At 69.7% G+C, this 17,047-nt stretch carries 15 protein-coding genes; all 15 read left to right on the top strand.

From position 1 onward, the window contains the following. On the top strand, nucleotides 1-779 hold a 779-nt coding region (locus HYV93_21385), incomplete at its 5' end, for a carboxyltransferase (protein MBI2528524.1). Nucleotides 780-915: 136 nt separating this feature from the next. After that, the gene (locus HYV93_21380) at nucleotides 916-2,205 is read left to right on the top strand and encodes an ABC transporter substrate-binding protein (protein ID MBI2528523.1); all 1,290 of its coding nucleotides are present in this window, start codon (nucleotides 916-918) and stop codon (nucleotides 2,203-2,205) included. Between the two features lie 3 nt (nucleotides 2,206-2,208). Next, nucleotides 2,209-3,015: an ABC transporter permease gene (locus HYV93_21375; GenBank protein ID MBI2528522.1), complete on the top strand. Its 807-nt coding sequence runs from the start codon at nucleotides 2,209-2,211 to the stop codon at nucleotides 3,013-3,015. A gap of 10 nt (nucleotides 3,016-3,025) precedes the next feature. Then, nucleotides 3,026-3,832 (top strand): ABC transporter ATP-binding protein, encoded by an 807-nt coding sequence (locus tag HYV93_21370; protein ID MBI2528521.1) that lies wholly within the window; start codon nucleotides 3,026-3,028, stop codon nucleotides 3,830-3,832. Between the two features lie 35 nt (nucleotides 3,833-3,867). Continuing rightward, nucleotides 3,868-4,413 (top strand): acetone carboxylase subunit gamma, encoded by a 546-nt coding sequence (locus tag HYV93_21365; protein ID MBI2528520.1) that lies wholly within the window; start codon nucleotides 3,868-3,870, stop codon nucleotides 4,411-4,413. Continuing rightward, on the top strand, nucleotides 4,410-6,545 hold the full coding sequence (locus tag HYV93_21360; protein MBI2528519.1) for a hydantoinase/oxoprolinase family protein: 2,136 nt from the start codon (nucleotides 4,410-4,412) through the stop codon (nucleotides 6,543-6,545). Before HYV93_21365 ends, HYV93_21360 begins: the two co-directional genes overlap by 4 nt. A 26-nt stretch (nucleotides 6,546-6,571) precedes the next feature. Beyond that, nucleotides 6,572-8,716, top strand: a complete 2,145-nt coding sequence (locus HYV93_21355) for a hydantoinase B/oxoprolinase family protein (protein ID MBI2528518.1) — start codon at nucleotides 6,572-6,574, stop codon at nucleotides 8,714-8,716. A gap of 13 nt (nucleotides 8,717-8,729) precedes the next feature. After that, on the top strand, nucleotides 8,730-9,410 hold the full coding sequence (locus HYV93_21350) for a 3-oxoacid CoA-transferase subunit A (GenBank protein MBI2528517.1): 681 nt from the start codon (nucleotides 8,730-8,732) through the stop codon (nucleotides 9,408-9,410). Next, nucleotides 9,395-10,057, top strand: coding sequence for a CoA transferase subunit B (locus HYV93_21345; GenBank protein MBI2528516.1), 663 nt, complete (start codon nucleotides 9,395-9,397; stop codon nucleotides 10,055-10,057). Before HYV93_21350 ends, HYV93_21345 begins: the two co-directional genes overlap by 16 nt. Further along, nucleotides 10,054-10,806, top strand: a complete 753-nt coding sequence (locus HYV93_21340) for a hypothetical protein (GenBank protein ID MBI2528515.1) — start codon at nucleotides 10,054-10,056, stop codon at nucleotides 10,804-10,806. Before HYV93_21345 ends, HYV93_21340 begins: the two co-directional genes overlap by 4 nt. 146 nt (nucleotides 10,807-10,952) lie before the next feature. Continuing rightward, a complete protein-coding gene (locus HYV93_21335) occupies nucleotides 10,953-12,107 on the top strand; it encodes an acyl-CoA dehydrogenase family protein (protein MBI2528514.1) in 1,155 nt (384 codons plus the stop codon). A gap of 14 nt (nucleotides 12,108-12,121) precedes the next feature. Continuing rightward, nucleotides 12,122-12,991, top strand: a complete 870-nt coding sequence (locus tag HYV93_21330; protein ID MBI2528513.1) for a 3-hydroxybutyryl-CoA dehydrogenase — start codon at nucleotides 12,122-12,124, stop codon at nucleotides 12,989-12,991. Then, entirely contained in the window at nucleotides 12,981-13,769 is a 789-nt protein-coding gene (locus HYV93_21325) for an enoyl-CoA hydratase/isomerase family protein (protein MBI2528512.1), read from the top strand. The genes HYV93_21330 and HYV93_21325 overlap by 11 nt, the downstream gene beginning before the upstream one ends. Nucleotides 13,770-13,779: 10 nt before the next feature. After that, the gene (locus tag HYV93_21320) at nucleotides 13,780-14,877 is read left to right on the top strand and encodes a thiolase family protein (protein MBI2528511.1); all 1,098 of its coding nucleotides are present in this window, start codon (nucleotides 13,780-13,782) and stop codon (nucleotides 14,875-14,877) included. After that, the gene (locus HYV93_21315; protein ID MBI2528510.1) at nucleotides 14,870-17,017 is read left to right on the top strand and encodes an acetate--CoA ligase family protein; all 2,148 of its coding nucleotides are present in this window, start codon (nucleotides 14,870-14,872) and stop codon (nucleotides 17,015-17,017) included. The genes HYV93_21320 and HYV93_21315 overlap by 8 nt, the downstream gene beginning before the upstream one ends. The last annotated feature ends 30 nt before the right edge of the window (nucleotides 17,018-17,047 follow it).

Genomic DNA, 17,047 nt, shown 5'->3' with positions numbered 1-17,047 from the left:
CGGCCATCTCGCCGCTCGCCCACGCCACGTCGCTGCCGCCGACCGAGCGCATGGTCGACTACGCCCGCCGGCTCGGGCGTCCGGCCGCGCTGGAGGGCGAGGGCCTGGAGGCGATGGCGGTCCACTTCCGCGCGGAGGCGGAGGCCGCGGGCAAGCCGCTCGGCCGCCCCGTCGAGTACGACCCGTTCCACTACCGTCACCAGGTGCCGGGCGGCATGATGACGAATCTCACTGCCCAGCTGGCGGAGGCCGGCCTGGCGGACCGGCTCGACGAGGTCCTGGAGGAGATCGCCCGGGTACGCGAGGAGCTCGGGTACCTCAACATGGTCACGCCGACCTCCCAGCTCGTCGGCACGCAGGCGGTCATCAACGTGGTCCAGGGGGAGCGCTATCGCACGATCCCGGTGGAGGTCGTGAAGTACGCGCTCGGTCACTACGGCAGGCCGCTGGCCCCCATCGACCCCGCCGTCATGGACCGGATCCTCGCGACACCGGCCGCGCGTGAGCACGCGCGGGTGGAACCCCCTGCGCCGATGGTGGAGCGCGTCCGGGCGAGGTTCGGCGGCCGCATCACCGACGAGGAGCTGCTGCTCCGGATCATGTTTCCGGAGGAGCACGTCGAGGCGATGCTGGCCGCGCCGCCCCTCGCCGGCCGCCCGCCCTCGGTCGCCACGCCGCTCGTCGACCTGGTCCGCGCCCTGCTGACGGAGCGACGGTTCGCCTCGGTGCGGCTCGACACGGCGCAGGTCCGGGTGACCGCGCGCGCCCGGCCGGCCTGATGTCCTTGACAGGCAATCCCGAGGCGAGTAGAGGTACAGGCCACGATATACGGAAAGTTGTTCCGACATCCGGACCAGATGGCAGCGGTGCGCTGTACCGACCAGGCCCCATGGATCGCAACGCCGGAGGGAATCCATGAAGCGAGCAATTGCTCCCGCGCTCGTGTCCGTTCTCCTCTTCTTCGCCCTGCCGCTCACGATGATCGCGTACCCGACTCCCGGCCTCGCTGCCGAACAGTTCACTGAGGGTGGCTGGCCCTTGCCCTACGAGAAGGTGTCGGAGAAGTCGGTCCAGTGGCTGAAGAGCCGCGGCTACTGGCCGCTCAAGTGGGGCCATGCGACGATCGCCTTCTACGACGCCTATACAGGGGTCATCAAACACATGGACCTCGCGCGCAAGCGTGGTCTCGAGGTCCAGTTCGCGCCCTTCGCCGGTGGGCCTCCTCAGAACGAGGCCTTCGCCGGAGGACAGATCCAGATCGCCTGGGTCGGTGAAGGCCCGTACGTGTCCATCATGAGCAAGAGGCTGCCGGCGAAAGGCCTCCTCGTCTCGATGATTTCCTACCCGGTCTCGCTCGTCGTCCCTCCGAACAGCGACCTGAAGACACCGAAGGACCTCGAGGGTAAGCGGGTCGGCATGGCGGTCGGCTCGTCTGCGCAGTACATGTTCGCCGCCTTCGGAAGGCATCACGGCGTCGACCTAAACAAGGTGAAGGTTGTGCCGATGGGCTGGGCCGAGGCCGCGACCATGCCGAAGGGTCTCGACGCGGCGGTCGCGCTCTCCTTCGGCATCTACAACGGCGAACTCGAGGGGTTCCTGAAGGAGCGCTGGCCGCTGTATGCCCACTACAACTTCTACACGATGTACATGCACGAGGACATTATCCGGAACGCTCCGGATGTCGCGCAGGCCGTCGTCGACATGACGATGGAGGCCTTCGCGTGGGCCTACAAGAACCCCGCCGAGGCGATGAGGCTGTACCGCGACATGGTCCCCGCGCTAAAGCAGACGAAGCTAGCCCCGCAGTGGAGGGACGTCAACAACCTCTACGCGAAGCTGCCGCCGAGCGCGAACTACCCGGCGGTCGACCTCATCGCCGCGGAGGCGGAGTTCCTGAGCGGCCTCCTCGTGGAATGGAAGCAGCTACCGAAGAAGCTCAGCGCCGCGGAGGTCAAGGCGAGCTACGACACGAGTTTCGTCGACCGGACGTTCAAGAAGCTCGGCTGGGTCAGGAACGACTCTTCGTGGATGCGGCCCGGCTTCACGGCGAAGGACGCCATCGCCGACGTGAACAAGGGAAGTCTCTACTTCCCGGACAAGATGTACCTCGTGTCGGAGATGAACGTGCCGATCCCCTGGCCGCAGCCCGCTGATGTGTCAAAGCCCTGGTACTACTTCGGAGTGTGGTACCAGCCCGGGAAGTGACCGGTGCGGAACTCGAGCGCGACTGCCAGGCGGCGGCGATTCGCCACACCGCACTTCGTCCTCGACGGGCTGAGCCGCGTCGCGCTCATCGGCGTCGCGCTGGTGGCCTGGCAGATCATCTCGCTCTACGCGATCGATCCTCGCTTCGCGGCGCTCCTGCCACCGGTCCAGGTCATCTTCGTCAAGCTCATCCAGGCTCTCGCCGACGTCGACACGTACGGCCACATCCTCGCCAGCGCGACCCGGGCGCTGTCGGGGTTTTTCCTCGCCATCCTGGTGGCCATCCCGCTGGGTGTCGCCATGGGGTGGTGGCGAAGCGTCAATCGTGTCGTCGATCCCTTCGTGGAGCTGCTGCGTCCCGTGCCGCCCATCGCCTGGATCCCGCTGAGCGTCCTGTGGTTCGGCGTCGGCGAACTGCAGAAGGTCTACATCATCTTCCTCGGGACGTTCTTTCCGATCCTGCTGAACACGATCGCCGGCGTGCGGGGCATCGATCGCGAGGCGGTGTACGGCGTGCTGACGCTCGGCGGCAAACCGCGCGATGTCATCAAGGACGTGGTGCTTCCCGGGATGCTCCCCGTGGCCCTCACCGGCGTTCGGATCTCGATCGGCATCGCCTGGATGGTCCTCGTCGCCGCCGAGCTTACCGGCGCCCAGAGCGGCCTGGGCTACATGATGACCATGGCCCGGGAGTACGTGAACACGCCGGTCGTGATCATCGGCATGGTCATCGTTGGCGCGCTGGGGTTCCTTTCCGACAGGATCATGCGATACGTGCAGCAGCGGCTCACGCCCTGGGACGTCCACTGAGGCCGACGCCATGCCGCACATCCTCTCGGCGGAGAAGATCTCCAAGATGTTTGCCGCCCGGCGTGGGCGCGGCAACGTCCTCGCGTTGTCCGACGCCTCCTTCACGATCGACGAGGGCGAGTTCATCGCACTCGTCGGTCCGAGCGGTTGCGGGAAGTCCACGCTGGCGCGGATCATTGCCGGAATCGAGGGCGCCAGCGATGGAGACGTGTACTTCAGGGGCGAGCGGGTGCAGGGCCCGAGCTGGAAGCGGGGCATGATTTTCCAGCATTACGCCCTGCTTCCCTGGAAGACCGTCTTTCACAACGTCGAGCTGGGGCTGCGGTACCGCGGCTTCCGGAAGCCGGAGCGTGCCAGACGCGTGCAGGACTTCATCGAGTTGGTCGGCCTCGCGGGCTTCGCCGACGCCTATCCGCACGAGCTGTCCGGGGGCATGAAGCAGCGCGCCGCGCTTGCCCGAACGCTCGTGAACGATCCCGAGCTGGTCCTGCTCGACGAGCCGCTGATTTCGGTGGACGCGCAGACGCGGCGAATCCTCCAGAGCGAGCTCTTGAAGATCTGGGGGGACGACCGGCCGCGCGAGCAGCGAAAGACGATGATCTACATCACGCACAGCATCGAGGAAGCGGTGCTCCTGTCGGATCGGATTTTCGTCATGTCGACGCGGCCCGGACGGGTCATCAAGACCGTCGACAACGACATTCCGCGCCCTCGCACCGACGACGTCCAGGCGACCGCGGCGTTCGGGGAGATCTGCCGCTCGATCTGGTCGCTCATCGAGCCCGACGCTCGCAAGGCGATGTTGTACGCCGACTAGTCCTCAGCGCTCCACGCGTCACAGGGAGAATCGCGATGGCATGGAGACGCGAGCCGGTAGACTGGCCGAAAGCCATCCTGCAGCAACTGTTGGACGGCGAAGTCCCCGACGCGACTCTGCAGGAGATCCAGAGCCGCCCGAAGGAGGAGAACCGGTTCGAGAAGATCCTCGAGATCGAGCAGGGACGCGTGCCGTGGCACGAGCGCATCGTCGTGCCTCTCCAGGAACACCTGTATGTCGTCCTGAGGCGTGGCGACCTGATCGTCAAATGCGCGTGCGGTCACGAGTTCGGTGACTATCGGCGCAACTGGAAGCTCGGCGCCTCGGTTTACGAGCGCGACTGCCGGGATGGTGAGATCTACCAGGGGCCACGCGCCGCAGATCCTGACTGGATGATCCTCCGTGAGTTCTACTGCCCCGGCTGCGACAGTCTGCTCGACACGGAGGCGGTGCCGCCCGGCTATCCCTTCACGTTCGCGGCGCTGCCCGATATCGCGGGCTTCTACTCCGAGCATGCGGCACTGCGCGAGCGGGTCTTCGGCGACGTGCCGGTTCCGTCACGCCGAGAAGCTGGCGGATGAGCAGCTCCGGACGGCGTCGCCAGAAGCTCTGCTACACCGACACCGGCGGCACCTTCACCGATACGTTCGTCGTCGACGAGGACGGCGACTTCCTCGTCGCCAAGGCGTCCACCACGCCGGACGACGTCGCGAGCGGCTACTTCGACTCGCTCGAGGATGCGGCGAGAGAGCTCGGCATCTCGCTCGACGATCTCTGCGGCGAGCTCACGGTGATCGGGTACGGGACGACGATCGTGCTGAACACCCTTCTGACCCGCGGCGGCGTGCGGCTCGGCGGCATCGTCACGAAAGGCTTCGAGCAGGTGCTCATGATCGAGCGCGGCCGGCAGACCTGGGAGGAGCACGACCTGGAGGACCGCATCCACTATCGTGTCCACCGGCACACGACGCCCCTCATCCCACTCGATCGGATGAAGGGCGTGACCGAGCGCGTCGACTGCCTCGGCAGCGAGAGAGTCCCGCTCTACGAGCATGAGGTCCGCCGGGCGGGGGACGAGCTGATCGCCGCGGGCGTCGAGGCTATCGTGATCTGCTTCTTGTTCTCGTGGCAGAACCCCTCCCACGAGCGTCGGGCCGCCGAGCTGATTCGTGGCCTCGCCGCGGAGCGCGGCGTGCAGATTCCGGTCTATTCGAGCGTCGACGTCAGCCCCGTCCTCCGGGAGCTCTCCCGGCTGAATGCCACGGTGATCGAGGCCTACACCTCGCCGTGCTTCCGCGCGGCGCTCGGCCGCATCGAGGAGCGACTCGCGACCGGGGGATTTCGCGGCGCGCTGCAGGTCATGCAGTCGTCCGGAGGGCTCGCCGCTGGTCGTGACATCAAGGCCGTCGAGACCGTGCAGTCCGGCCCGGTGGGCGGTCTCATCGGCGGCCAGTACATCGGCCACCTCTACGGCTTCGACAACGTCATCACGACGGACGTCGGCGGCACCAGCTTCGACGTCGGACTCGTCAACGGGGGCCGGATCACGGTGGACCGAGAACCGGTCTGCTCAGGGATGGTTCTCGGCGTGCCGGTGGCGCAGGTGAGCTCCATCGGCGCAGGAGGAGGAACGATCGCCTGGGTCGACCCGCTCACCCGACGGCTGCAAGTGGGACCGGACAGCGCCGGCGCGAAACCGGGCCCAGCCTGCTACGACCGGGGCGGCGAGAATCCCACCGTCAGCGACGCGGACGTCGCCCTCGGCTATCTCGATCCCGACTACTTCCTGGGAGGACGCATCAAGCTCAGCGCCGAGCGCGCCTGGCGCGCGATCGAGGAGCGAGTAGGGCGGCCGCTCGGGATCTCGGTGCCCGAGGCGGCGACGGGGATCAAGCGCCTCGTCGACGTCAAGATGCGCGACGCCCTCCTCGGGATGGTGATGGCCCATGGCGGTGAGGTGAGTCGCTATCACCTCCTTGCCTTTGGCGGCGCCGGCCCTACCCACGCTGCCGGCTACACGTCGGGCGTCCCGCTCGGGGGCGTGCTCGCGCTGCCGTTCTCCGCCGCCTTCTCGGCGTTCGGCGCCGCCGCCGCCGACTACGAGCATCACTACATCCGCGCGGTGAACGTCGTGGTGCCGCCGACAGCGGTCGCGCACGTAAAGCTCGATCTCGGCACGCGGATCAACCAAGTCTGGGAGGAGTTGGAGGCGCAAGCCAGCCAGCAATTGCGGCGCGAGGGCTTCGTCGCCGGGCAGATCCGATTCCGCCGGCTCGCGATGGTCCGCTACAGCCGGCAGCTCGACGACCTGATCATCACATCACCTGTCTCGAGGATCTCGACCGTGCAGGAGTGGGACGCGCTGATCACGGCCTTCGAGACGGACTACGAGCGTATCTACGCGAGCGCGGCAAAGTATACGCGCGCCGGATACGACATCTTCGAGGTCGGCCTCGTGGCGGCGGTCGAGAAGACCAAGCCGAAGCTGCGGCGGTATGCGCGGCGTTCGAACTCATCCGCCTCACCGAAGGGGCGCCGGCATTGCTGGTTTGACGCCACCCGCGTCGACACGCAGGTGTACGAGTGGGGCGAGCAGTCACCGGGCGCCGTCGTGAACGGCCCGGCGATCATCGAGAACTCGTCGACGACACTGGTCGTGCCTCCCGATCGGCGGGTGGAGATTGACGAACACCTCAACGCCTGGCTCAGGTAGCGGCGACGACGCGAGGAGAGACGCGCATGGGGATGTTGCGAGAGCGACTCACGGCGCGAGAGCGCGAGGTCGGTGCGGGCCGATACCCCGGGCTGAGCCTCAAGGAGGCCGATCCGGTCAAGTGGGAGATCCTTTACACGCGGCTCGCCGGGCTCGTCCAGAACGCGCGTGAGACCGCGCGGCGCGTCTCGGCTTCTCCGGTCGTGAGGGAGATCGGCGAGTGCATCTTCGCCTTTTTCACTCCCGAGGGCGAGTCGGTGTGCTTCTCCACCGGCCTCCTGCTCCACGTGTCGAGCATGAGCGGCACGATCCGGTTTCTCCTCGAGAACGACTACGAGGAGTTGGTCGGCATCCGCGAGGGCGACTACTTCTTCAACAACGATCCTTTTCTGGGCGGCGCGCACTCGCCGGACCAGACCATTGTCACTCCCATTTACTCCGGCGATGAGCTGATCGGCTGGGCGGGCGGCCTGACCCATGTCCCCGAAACCGGTGCATCGGAACCCGGTGGTAACCCCGTGTCGGCCCTCACTCGCTACGAGGAAGGGATCTACCTGCCGTGTGTGAAGGTGGCCGAGGATGACCGCATCCGCCACGACCTCGAGGTGATGATCGAGCGGGGGACGCGGACGCCCGTGTACTGGCTCCTCGACCAGCGCGCCCGCATCGCCGGCTGCCGGCTGATCCGTGACGGCGTGAAGGCGCTCGTCACCGAGTACGGCCGACAGTACTTCCTGCCCGCGCTGTACGAGTACATCGAGGACACCCGCCGCGCGTGCCTCACCCGCGTCACGCAGGTGCTGTTCCCGGGGCGGTACCGCGCCGTCTCGTTCCACGCCGTGCCGTGGAAGGACAAGCCAGTCCGTTACGCCCGTGACCATGAGCTGATCATGCCAATCGAGCTCCAGGTGAGTCCCGACGGGGAGATCCGCCTCGATTTCGATGGGACGTCTCCGGCGGGCCTCCACTCGTTCAACGCATCCCAGCCGACCACCGTCGGGAACATGATCAGCATGCTGATCCAGAACGTCTTCTACGATATCAAGTACAACTATGGGATCCAGCACCTGATCGAGGGTGATCGCTGGCACCTACCGCATTCCTGCCTGAATCCTCCTGATCCGTCCTATGCCGTCGGCAACTGGGCGACGGCCATCGTATCTTGCAGCGGCATCACGACGTGCCTGTCATTCGCCTACTACGCTCGCGGTTTCCGCGAAGAGGTGACGGCCGGGCACGGGCTCACCAGCGCCATGCGAACGGGCGGCGTGGACCAGTACGGCCGGCGCTTCAGCATCAACAACTTCGAGCTGTCGTGCTCGGGGGTTCCCGCCACCGCGGTGAGGGATGGCGTCGACGTCTGTTACGCCGTCTGGAACCCGCAGGGAGACTGCGGCGACGTGGAGCTCTGGGAGAAGATGTTTCCGCAGATCTACCTCGGGCGTCGGATCTACCCCGACCCCGGGTTCGGCAAGTACCGGGGCGGAAGCGGGCTGGAATCGCTGTACCTCGTCGCGCTCGTGGACCAGGTCGAGATGGCGTCGAGCATGGGCGGCAGCCGCGTCTTCGCGAGCCCTGGCCTGATGGGCGGCTATCCCGCGAGCGCGAACTACCGCCGGATCGTCTCGGGCTTCGACCTGAGCCGGCTCGTGGCTGCCCGCCTCGACATACCTCATTCCGAAGGTGCCGACTCCTTGACGCCGGACTGGACCAGACTCGGCGACGGCGTGACCGAGTGCACCGATGCCGTCGTGATCGCGCGCGAGGTCCGGCGCAACCAGCTCTGGCAGCAGATAAACGGCGCGACCGGCGGTTACGGCGATCCGCTCGAACGCAATCCCGTGGCGGTGGCCGCGGATCTGGGCCTCGGCCTCGTCACTCCGGGGACCGCGGAGCACGTCTACGGCGTCGTCGTCAACGATGGAAGCGTCGATGAGAACGCGACGGGACGCCGGCGAGCTGAGATCCGCGCCAGGCGACGGTCACGCGGGATGCCCGCCGGTCAGTACGTCGAGCAGCAACGCCTTCGAATTCTCGCTGGTGAACTGCCCGAGCCGGCCCGAGCCGCGCTGAACCAGTGTCTGGCCGCGTCGGAGCGCTTCAGGCGGGAGTTCGTGGAGTTCTGGGGTCTTCCCGAGACCTTTGCCGGCGTCGAGCCGACATCGGCATGATGGCCAGGGACCAATGGTGAAGGTCTATCCGTCACCGGGTGGCGCGGTGGCCGGCATCCCGGACGGGGCGTCGATCATGGTGGGTGGGTTCGGCGGATCGGGCGTGCCCGAGGCGCTGCTCGCGGCGCTGGCCGAGACGGGAGCAAAGAGGCTCACCTTCATCAACAATAACGCCGGTCTGATGGAGGGAGGCGGCATCGAGACGCTGGTCCGGAACCGGCAGGTACAAAAGGTAATCTGCACCTTTCCGGGACAGCGCAAGCAAGGAGCCGTCGAGGAGCAGTTCCTCCGAGGGGAGGTCGACATCGAGACCCTTCCGCAGGGCACCTTCATCGAGCGGATCCGGGCGGGCGGGGCAGGGATCGGAGGCTTCTACACTACCGTCGCCGTTGGCACCCCGCTCGCTGAAGGCAAGGAGAGACGGATCATCGATGGCCGCGAGTATGTTCTCGAGCTGCCGCTTCACGCCGACTTCGCCCTGGTGCGGGCTCATCGCGCGGATCGATTCGGCAATTTGGCGTACCGTTACGCCGCCTGCAACTTCAACCCGACGATGGCGGCCGCTGCCGACGTCACCATCGCCGAAGTGGCGGAACTCGTGGAACCCGGGGAGATCCCCCCCGATCAGGTGCGGACTCCCGGCATCTACGTGGACCGGCTGGTCGTCGTGGGGTATTCATGGGACGTCCATTGACCCGCGATGCGATCGTCCGCCGCGCGGCTCGCGAGCTCCCGGATGGCGGCTTCGTCAACCTGGGCATCGGGCTGCCGACGCTGATCCTCGAGCACATCCCCCCCGGTCGAACCGTGTTCTTCCAGTCGGAGAACGGGATCCTCGGGATGGGGCCGCCGCCCCCGGCCGGACAGGAAGATCGTGACATCATCGACGCCGGGAAGCGGCCAGTCACCTTGCTGCCGGGCGCCTCGATCTTCCCCAGCGTCGAGTCGTTCGCGATGATTCGGGGAGGCCATCTCGACCTGGCGATCCTCGGCGGGTTACAGGTCTCGTCCAGCGGCGACCTGGCCAACTGGAAGGTGCCGGACCGTGTCCTGGGGGGTGTGGGAGGCGCAATGGACCTTGCCGCTGGGGCCAAGCGGGTGGTGGTCGTCATGAAGCATACGAGCAAGAGTGGCGAGGCGAAACTGGTCGAGCGCTGCACCTATCCGCTGACGGCCGGCCGCTGCGTCTCCCTGGTCATCACTGAGCTGGCGGTCATCGAAATCGCCCATGGCGAGTTCGTCCTCAGGGAGATCGCGCCCGGCTTCACTGTCGAGGAGATCCAGGAGCGAACCCAAGCAAGGATTCGCGCCGCGGGATCCATCCGCGAGATGGACGTGTGAGACGCTCAGAGGACCGAAGACGGAGCACTGGGTGCTTCAGGTTCGGCGAGCACTGGGACAAGCCCGCCGAAGACCTTATCATCGAAGCCTTCACCGAGTGCATCCAGGACGCCGGGATCGGACGAGACGAGATCGAGGCGTTTCGTGGGCGCAGGATCGTCGGGCCGGGGCCCAGCTCGGTGCTTGGCCCAAGCTCGACCTTCTCCCTGATCAGCCGGATCGGCCTCGAGCACAAGCTCGACGAGATCCTCGAGGAGGCAGCGCGGGTCCGAGAAGAACTCGGCTACGTCAACATGGTCACGCCGACCTCACAGCTGGTGGGGACCCAGGCGGTGATCAACGTCGTGCAGGGAGAACGGTACCGGACGGTGCCCGACGAGGTGATCCGGTACGCGCTGGGGCATTATGGGAAACCGCTCGCGCCCCTTGCGCCGGACGTCCTCGACCGGATCCACCAGACGCCAGCCGCACGGCTGTATACCAGTCGGGAGCCCGAAAAGTCAGTCATCGAACGAGTGCGTGCAAGGTTCGGCGGGGGAATCTCCGACGAGGACGTTCTCCTGCCGATCATGTTTCCCGAGGAGCACGTCGAGGCGATGCTGGCCGCGCCTCCCCTCGCCGGACGCCCGCCCTCGGTCGCCACGCCGCTCGTCGACCTGGTCCGCGCCCTGGTCACGGAGCGGCGGTTCGCCTCGGTGCGGCTCGACACGCCGGAGGTCCGGGTGACCGCGCGCGCCCGGCCGGCCTGATGTCCTTGACAGGTACCCGCGACGCGAGTCGATGGACGGGACACGATTCGGAGCACCTCGGCCTGGCGCTCGCCGCGGACAGCGGCGGGCGCGTCGGGTCGGCCCACCGGGCGCCGGCCGCCCGTGCCCCACGGAGGCGTTGACCCATGGATTTCGACCTCACGCCGACCCAGGTCCTCGTCCGCGACAGCGTCGCGGCGTGGGCCGAGCGGATCATCGCCCCGCGCGTGCGCGAGTACAGCCGGGCGGGGCGCTTCCCGCGCGACGTGCTGGACGAGCTGGCGAAGCAGGGCCTCTTCGCCGGGATCCTGCCCGAGGAGTACGGTGGCTCGGAGATGGACTACCTGAGCCACGGGCTCGTGGCCGAGGAGCTCTCGCGCGTCTGCAACGTCGTCCGGAGCTTCTACAACGTCCACACCTCGCTGGCGACCCTCGCGGTCCTCGGCTTCGGGACCGAGGCGCAGAAGCGGCGCTACCTCCCGGAGCTCGCGGCCCTCCGGAAGATCGGCTGCTTCTGCCTCACCGAGCCCAACAGCGGCTCGGACTCGGCGAGCCTGCAGACGCAGGCGGTGCGAAAGGGCGACCGGTGGGTGCTGCGCGGCACCAAGATGTGGATCACCAACGGCACCGTCGCGGATCTCGCGATCGTCTTCGCGCGTACGCCGGCGGCGGGCGGCGAGAGCCGGGTCACGGCCTTCCTCGTCGACCTGCCGGCGCCCGGGCTCGAGCGGCGGGAGATCCACGGCAAGCTCGGCATGTGGGCGGCCTCGACGGCCGAGGTCTACCTGACCGACGTCGAGGTCGGCGACGATGCGGTGCTGGGCGAGGTCGGCCACGGCATGCGTGTCGCCCTCGCCGCGCTCGACCACGGCCGCTACACCACCGCCGCGGGCTGCGTGGGCATCGCCCGCGCCTGCATCGACGCCGCCAAGCGGTACGCGCTCGAGCGCACCCAGTTCGGCCGGCCGATCGCCTCCTTCCAGCTCGTGCAGGAGGCGATCGCCGACATGGTGACGGAGATGGAGGCCGCCCGGTACCTCGTCTACCGGGCCGGGTTCCTCAAGCAGCAGGGCCGGCGGAACTCGCGCGAGGTGTCCATCGCGAAGTACTACGCCAGCGAGATGGCCCTGCGCGTCGCCTCCCGGGCGCTCCAGGTCCACGGCAGCTACGGCTACTCGGACGAGTACCCGGTGGAGCGCCACTTCCGGGACGCCCGGCTGAACCTGATCGTCGAGGGGACCTCGGAGATGCAGAAGCTGATCATCGGCTCGCACGAGCTCGGCCTCCGGGCCTTCGTGTGACGCGGGAGGACGGCATGGCGGCAGCGGCGTCGAGCGACAGGATCGCGGTCCTCGGAGCGGGCGTGATGGGGACGGGCATCGCCCAGGTCTTCGCGCAGTTCGGCTTCGCCGTCGCGCAGACCGACGTGAGCGAGGCGGTGCTCACCCGGGCGACGACGGCGATGCGGCGGAACCTCGAGGGGCTCGCGGCCAAGGGCAAGCTCGCGGCGGAGGAGGTCGAGCGGACCCTCGGCCGGATCCGCCAGACGACCGTGCTCGAGGACGCGGCCGGGGACGCGACGTTCGTCGTCGAGGCGGTCCTCGAGGATCTCGAGACGAAGAAGCGGGTCTTCGCCGAGCTCGACCGGGCCTGCGCGCCGGGAACGGTCCTCGCCAGCAACACCTCGATCCTCTCGCCGACCGAGATCGCCGCGGCGACGAAGCGGCCGGACCGCTGCATCGGGATGCACTTCATGAACCCCGCGCCGATCATGAGGCTCGTCGAGCTCGTGCCGGGCCTCCTCACCTCGGAGGCGACGGTCGAGGCGACCCGGGCGATGGCCGGCCGGATCGGCAAGACCGCGGTGGTCGCGCGCGAGGCGCCGGGGGGCATCGTGTCGCGCATCATGATGGCGATGCGCAACGAGGCCGTCGACATCCTGGCCGACGGCGTCGCGACCGCCGAGGAGATCGACACCGCCATGCGGCTCGGCGCGGGCTTCCCCATCGGGCCGCTCGCCCTCATCGACCTGGTGGGCGTCGACCTGCACGTGACGAACTCCGACAGCATGGTGCGCGAGACCGGGAACCCGAAGTATCGGCCGCACCCGCTGCTCCGCAAGATGGTCCGGGCGGGCCTGCTGGGCCGGAAGTCCGGCCGGGGCTTCTACCGCTATGAGCAGTGAGCCGCCGGTCCGCTACGAGCTGAGCGGGTCGACGGCCTGGATCACCGTCGACCGGGCGGCGGCGCTCAACGCGCTCGACCGGGCGACGGTCCGTGGGCTGGCGGAGGCCGTCGAGCGGGCGGCCGGGGACGCGGCCGTGCGCGCCGTCGTCCTCACGGGCGCCGGCGACCGCGCCTTCATCGCCGGGGCCGACATCCAGGAGCTCCAGGTGCGGACGCTCGCGACGGAGTCACGGCCCGACGGCGGCGGCCGCCGCGCGCTCGCGGCGCGGCTCGAGGGCCTGGACAAGCCGACGGTCGCCGCCATCAACGGCGTCGCCCTGGGCGGCGGGCTCGAGCTCGCCATGGCGTGCACGCTCAGGGTCGCCTCGGAGCGTGCCCGCCTCGGCCTGCCCGAGATCAAGCTCGGGATCATCCCCGGCAACGGCGGCACGCAACGCCTCGCCCGATTCGTGGGGTGGGGCCGGGCGATGGAGATGGTGCTGACCGGCGAGCCGATCGACGCCCCGACGGCGCTCGCGTGGGGCCTCGTCAACCGCGTGGCCGGCCACGAGCGGCTCCGGGCGGAGGCGCAGGCGCTCGCCGACACGCTCGCGCAGCGCCCGCCGCTCGCCCTCCGTGCGGCCAAGGAGGCGGTGCTGGCGAGCCGGGAGCTCGGCGTCGAGGCCGGGGGCGACCTCGAGCGCATGCTGTTCGCGATGTGCTGCGGGACGGCCGACAAGGCGGAGGGCGTCCGCGCGTTCCTCGAGAAGCGAGCCGCCCGGTTCACGGGCGAGTAGGAGGGAGACGATGGCAGACGACGTGGTCATCCTGGGCGGTGCCCGGACACCCATCGGCAAGTTCGGCGGCGGCCTGCGCGCGCACGGCGCGGTGGAGCTGGGCGGTCTGGCGATCCGCGAGGCCGTCACGCGCACCGGCGTGCCGGCGGACGCGGTCGACCTGTGCGTGATGGGGCATGCCCGGCAGGCGGGCAACGGCCCGAACCCCGGGCGGCTCATGGCTCTCGCCGGCGGCCTGCCGGAGTCGGTGCCGGTCAGCACGATGCAGCAGGCATGCATCTCGGGGCTCCTGGCCGTCACGCACGCCCGCTACGCCCTGCGCGAGGGCGACGGGGGGGTGGCGGTCGCCGGCGGCAGCGAGAACATGAGCAGCATCCCGTACCTCTCCTTCGAGACGCGGTGGGGAGCACGGATGGGTCACGGCAGCCTGGTCGACGCCATGTTCAAGGACGGGTTCATCGACCCGATCACCGGCAAGCACATGGGCGAGCTGTGCGACGCCGTGGGCAAGCGCTACGGCCTCACCCGGACCGAGCAGGACGAGTGGGCGTGCCTGAGCCAGGCGCGGGCGGCGCTGGCCCGGAAGAACGGCCACATCGACGGGATGCTGGTCCCGGTGCCGGGCAAGGGGGCGAATGCGGCTCCCCTCACCGAGGACGAGCACGCGCGGGCCGACACGACGCTGGACAAGCTCGCCAGGCTGCCGCCCGCCTTCGGCAAGGACGGGGTCATCAGCGCCGGCAATGCCTCGGGGATCACCGACGGCGCCTGCGCGCTCGTCCTCGCCACCGCCGGGCGGGCCCGCGAGCTCGGCCTCCGGCCGCGCGCGCGGATCCTCGGCGCGGCGACCGCGGCGATGGCGCCCGCCGACTTCCCGATCGCGCCGGTGGCCTCCACGGGCAGGCTCCTCGACCTCGGCCTCGACCGGGAGCGGGTCAACGTCTGGGGGGGCGCGATCGCCCTCGGCCACCCCATCGGGATGTCGGGCGCGCGGATCGTTCTCTACCTGGTCCACGCGCTGGAGGCCACGGGCGGCCGCTACGGCCTGGCCACACTCTGCGGCAACGGCGGCCACGGCGCCAGCATGGTCATCGAGCGCCTTGGCTGAGACGGGGGCCGGTGGCGGCGCGGTCCGGGCCCGCGGCATGGAGGCGCTCCTCCGCGCCCGCTCGGTCGCCATCCTCGGGGCCTCCGGCGACCCGCGCAAGGTGAGCGGTCGGCCGCAGAAGTACCTCCTCCGCCACGCCTACCGGGGCGCCATCTACCCGGTGAATCCCACCGCGACCGAGGTCCAGGGCCTTCCGGCCTACCCGTCGCTCGCGGCCATCCCCGGGCCCGTCGAGCTGGCCGTCGTCTGCGTGCCGGCGGCCAAGGTCCCCGACGCCATGACGGCCTGTGGCGCGCGCGGCGTGCCCGCCGCGGTGATCCTCACCGCGGGCTTCGCCGAGACCGGCGCGGACGGCGCCCGGATCCAGGACGAGGTGGCGCTGATCGCCCGCGCGCACGGCATCGCGGTGTGCGGGCCGAACTCGGTCGGCATCGTCAACGTCTGGGAGCGGCTCGCCGCGTCCTTCTCGGCCGCCCTCGAGCAGGACCTGGTGCCGGGGCCCATCGCCTTCGTGAGCCAGAGCGGCGCCATGGGGACGACGATCTTCAACCGGATGCAGGACGAGGGGCTGGGCTTCAGCTACTTCGTTTCCAGCGGCAACGAGGCGGTCGTCGAGTCGCTCGACTACATGGAGGCGCTCCTCCCCGACGAGCGGACCCGGGTGATCGGCGGCTACATCGAGGGCTTCCGCGACGGCCGGAAGCTCTTCGGCGTCGCCGACCTCGCCCACCGGCTCGGCAAGCCGATCGTCCTGCTCAAGGCCGGCCGGACGGAGTCGGGGACGCGCGCCGCGCTCTCGCACACGGCCTCGGTCACGGGGTCGCACCGCGTCTACGAGGCGGCGCTGCGCCAGGCCGGGGTCATCGCCGTCCACGACATCGAGGAGCTGGTCGATGCCTGCCGGCTCCTGAGCCGCGGCCGCACCTTCCCGGGCCGGCGGATCGGCGTCCTCACCGGCTCTGGCGGCGCGGGCGTCCTCGCCGCCGACCACCTCGGCCAGGCCGGCCTCGACGTCCCCTCGTTCTCGGCCGCCACGCGGGAGGCGCTCACGGCGGCGCTGCCGCCCTTCGCCGCCTGCAACAACCCGGTCGACGTCACCGCGCAGATCTTCGCCGAGCCCCAGCTGCTCGAGGCCGCCTACGCCATCCTCACCGACGAGGAGGTCGTGGACGGCCTCGCCCTCGTCCTGACCATGGCGCCCGCCGAGACGGCCCGCCGGCTGGCCGAGGACGTCGTGCGCTTCACTCGCGAGGGCAAGAAGCCGCTGGCCGTGTGCTGGCTGGCCGGCTCGCTGGTCGAGAACGGCCGTACCGTGCTGCGGGAGGCGGGCGTCCCGCTCTACGCCTCGCTGCCGGCCCTCGCCTCGGGGCTCCGCGTCATGGTGGAGGCGGGCCGGCCGGCGGCCGTCCCGACCGGGCCCGCCGCCCAGCGCCCGCCGCTGCCGCCGCCGCTCCGCGCCGCGCTCGCCAGGGGCGGCCTCCTGCCCTACGCCCGGGCGCGGGAGCTCCTCGCGTGCTTCGGCATCCCGGGCCCGCGGGAGGCGATCGTCAAGACGGCCCGCGCCGCGCGCCGGGCCGCCCTCGACCTCGGCGGCCCCGTCGCCCTGAAGCTCCTCTCCGCCGCCCTCACCCACAAGACCGACGCCGGGGCGGTCCGCCTCGGCCTGGCGCCGGGGGCCGCCGTGGAGAAGGCCGCGCGCGAGCTCCTTGCCCTCGGTGCCGGCCTGCCGCCGGGGAGCGTGGAGGGGCTGCTGGTCCAGGAGATGGTCGAGGGCGGGGTCGAGGCCCTCGTGGGGGCCGCCCTCGACCCCCAGTTCGGGCCCGTCGTGACCTTCGGGCTGGGCGGCGTCTTCGTCGAAGTCCTGCGCGACGTGGTGCACCGCCTGCCACCGCTCGGGGCCGCCGAGGCCGAGGCGATGACGCGGGAGATCGCCGGCGCGCGCATCCTCGACGGCCTCCGCGGTCAGCCGCCCCGCGATCGCGCCGCCCTCGTCGGCGCGCTGCTCGGCCTGTCAGCGCTCCTGCAGGAGGCCGGCGGCCTCGTGGCCGAGCTCGATGCCAACCCGCTCCTCCTCCTGCCGGAGGGGCGCGGCGTGACGGCGGTGGATGTCCGCGTCGTCGGCCACGGCCCCTCAGCGTGAGCGGGGCGCCGCCGGCCGACCGGGGGAGGG

It is taken from the genome of Candidatus Rokuibacteriota bacterium, assembly GCA_016188005.1.
Taxonomy (GTDB): Bacteria; Methylomirabilota; Methylomirabilia; order Rokubacteriales; family CSP1-6; genus UBA12499.
Note: the sequence above shows the minus strand (reverse complement) of the source record. Positions and strands in the feature narration are given on the sequence as shown.

Bases quoted from the DNA above. Each gene is read 5' to 3' on its own strand.
- HYV93_21335 (MBI2528514.1), top strand. From the start codon at position 10,953: ATGGATTTCGACCTCACGCCGACCCAGGTCCTCGTCCGCGACAGCGTC.
- HYV93_21320 (MBI2528511.1), top strand. From the start codon at position 13,780: ATGGCAGACGACGTGGTCATCCTGGGCGGTGCCCGGACACCCATCGGC.
- HYV93_21325 (MBI2528512.1), top strand. From the start codon at position 12,981: ATGAGCAGTGAGCCGCCGGTCCGCTACGAGCTGAGCGGGTCGACGGCC.
- HYV93_21355 (MBI2528518.1), top strand. From the start codon at position 6,572: ATGGGGATGTTGCGAGAGCGACTCACGGCGCGAGAGCGCGAGGTCGGT.
- HYV93_21360 (MBI2528519.1), top strand. From the start codon at position 4,410: ATGAGCAGCTCCGGACGGCGTCGCCAGAAGCTCTGCTACACCGACACC.
- HYV93_21380 (MBI2528523.1), top strand. From the start codon at position 916: ATGAAGCGAGCAATTGCTCCCGCGCTCGTGTCCGTTCTCCTCTTCTTC.
- HYV93_21350 (MBI2528517.1), top strand. From the start codon at position 8,730: ATGGTGAAGGTCTATCCGTCACCGGGTGGCGCGGTGGCCGGCATCCCG.
- HYV93_21365 (MBI2528520.1), top strand. From the start codon at position 3,868: ATGGCATGGAGACGCGAGCCGGTAGACTGGCCGAAAGCCATCCTGCAG.
- HYV93_21345 (MBI2528516.1), top strand. From the start codon at position 9,395: ATGGGACGTCCATTGACCCGCGATGCGATCGTCCGCCGCGCGGCTCGC.
- HYV93_21330 (MBI2528513.1), top strand. From the start codon at position 12,122: ATGGCGGCAGCGGCGTCGAGCGACAGGATCGCGGTCCTCGGAGCGGGC.
- HYV93_21370 (MBI2528521.1), top strand. From the start codon at position 3,026: ATGCCGCACATCCTCTCGGCGGAGAAGATCTCCAAGATGTTTGCCGCC.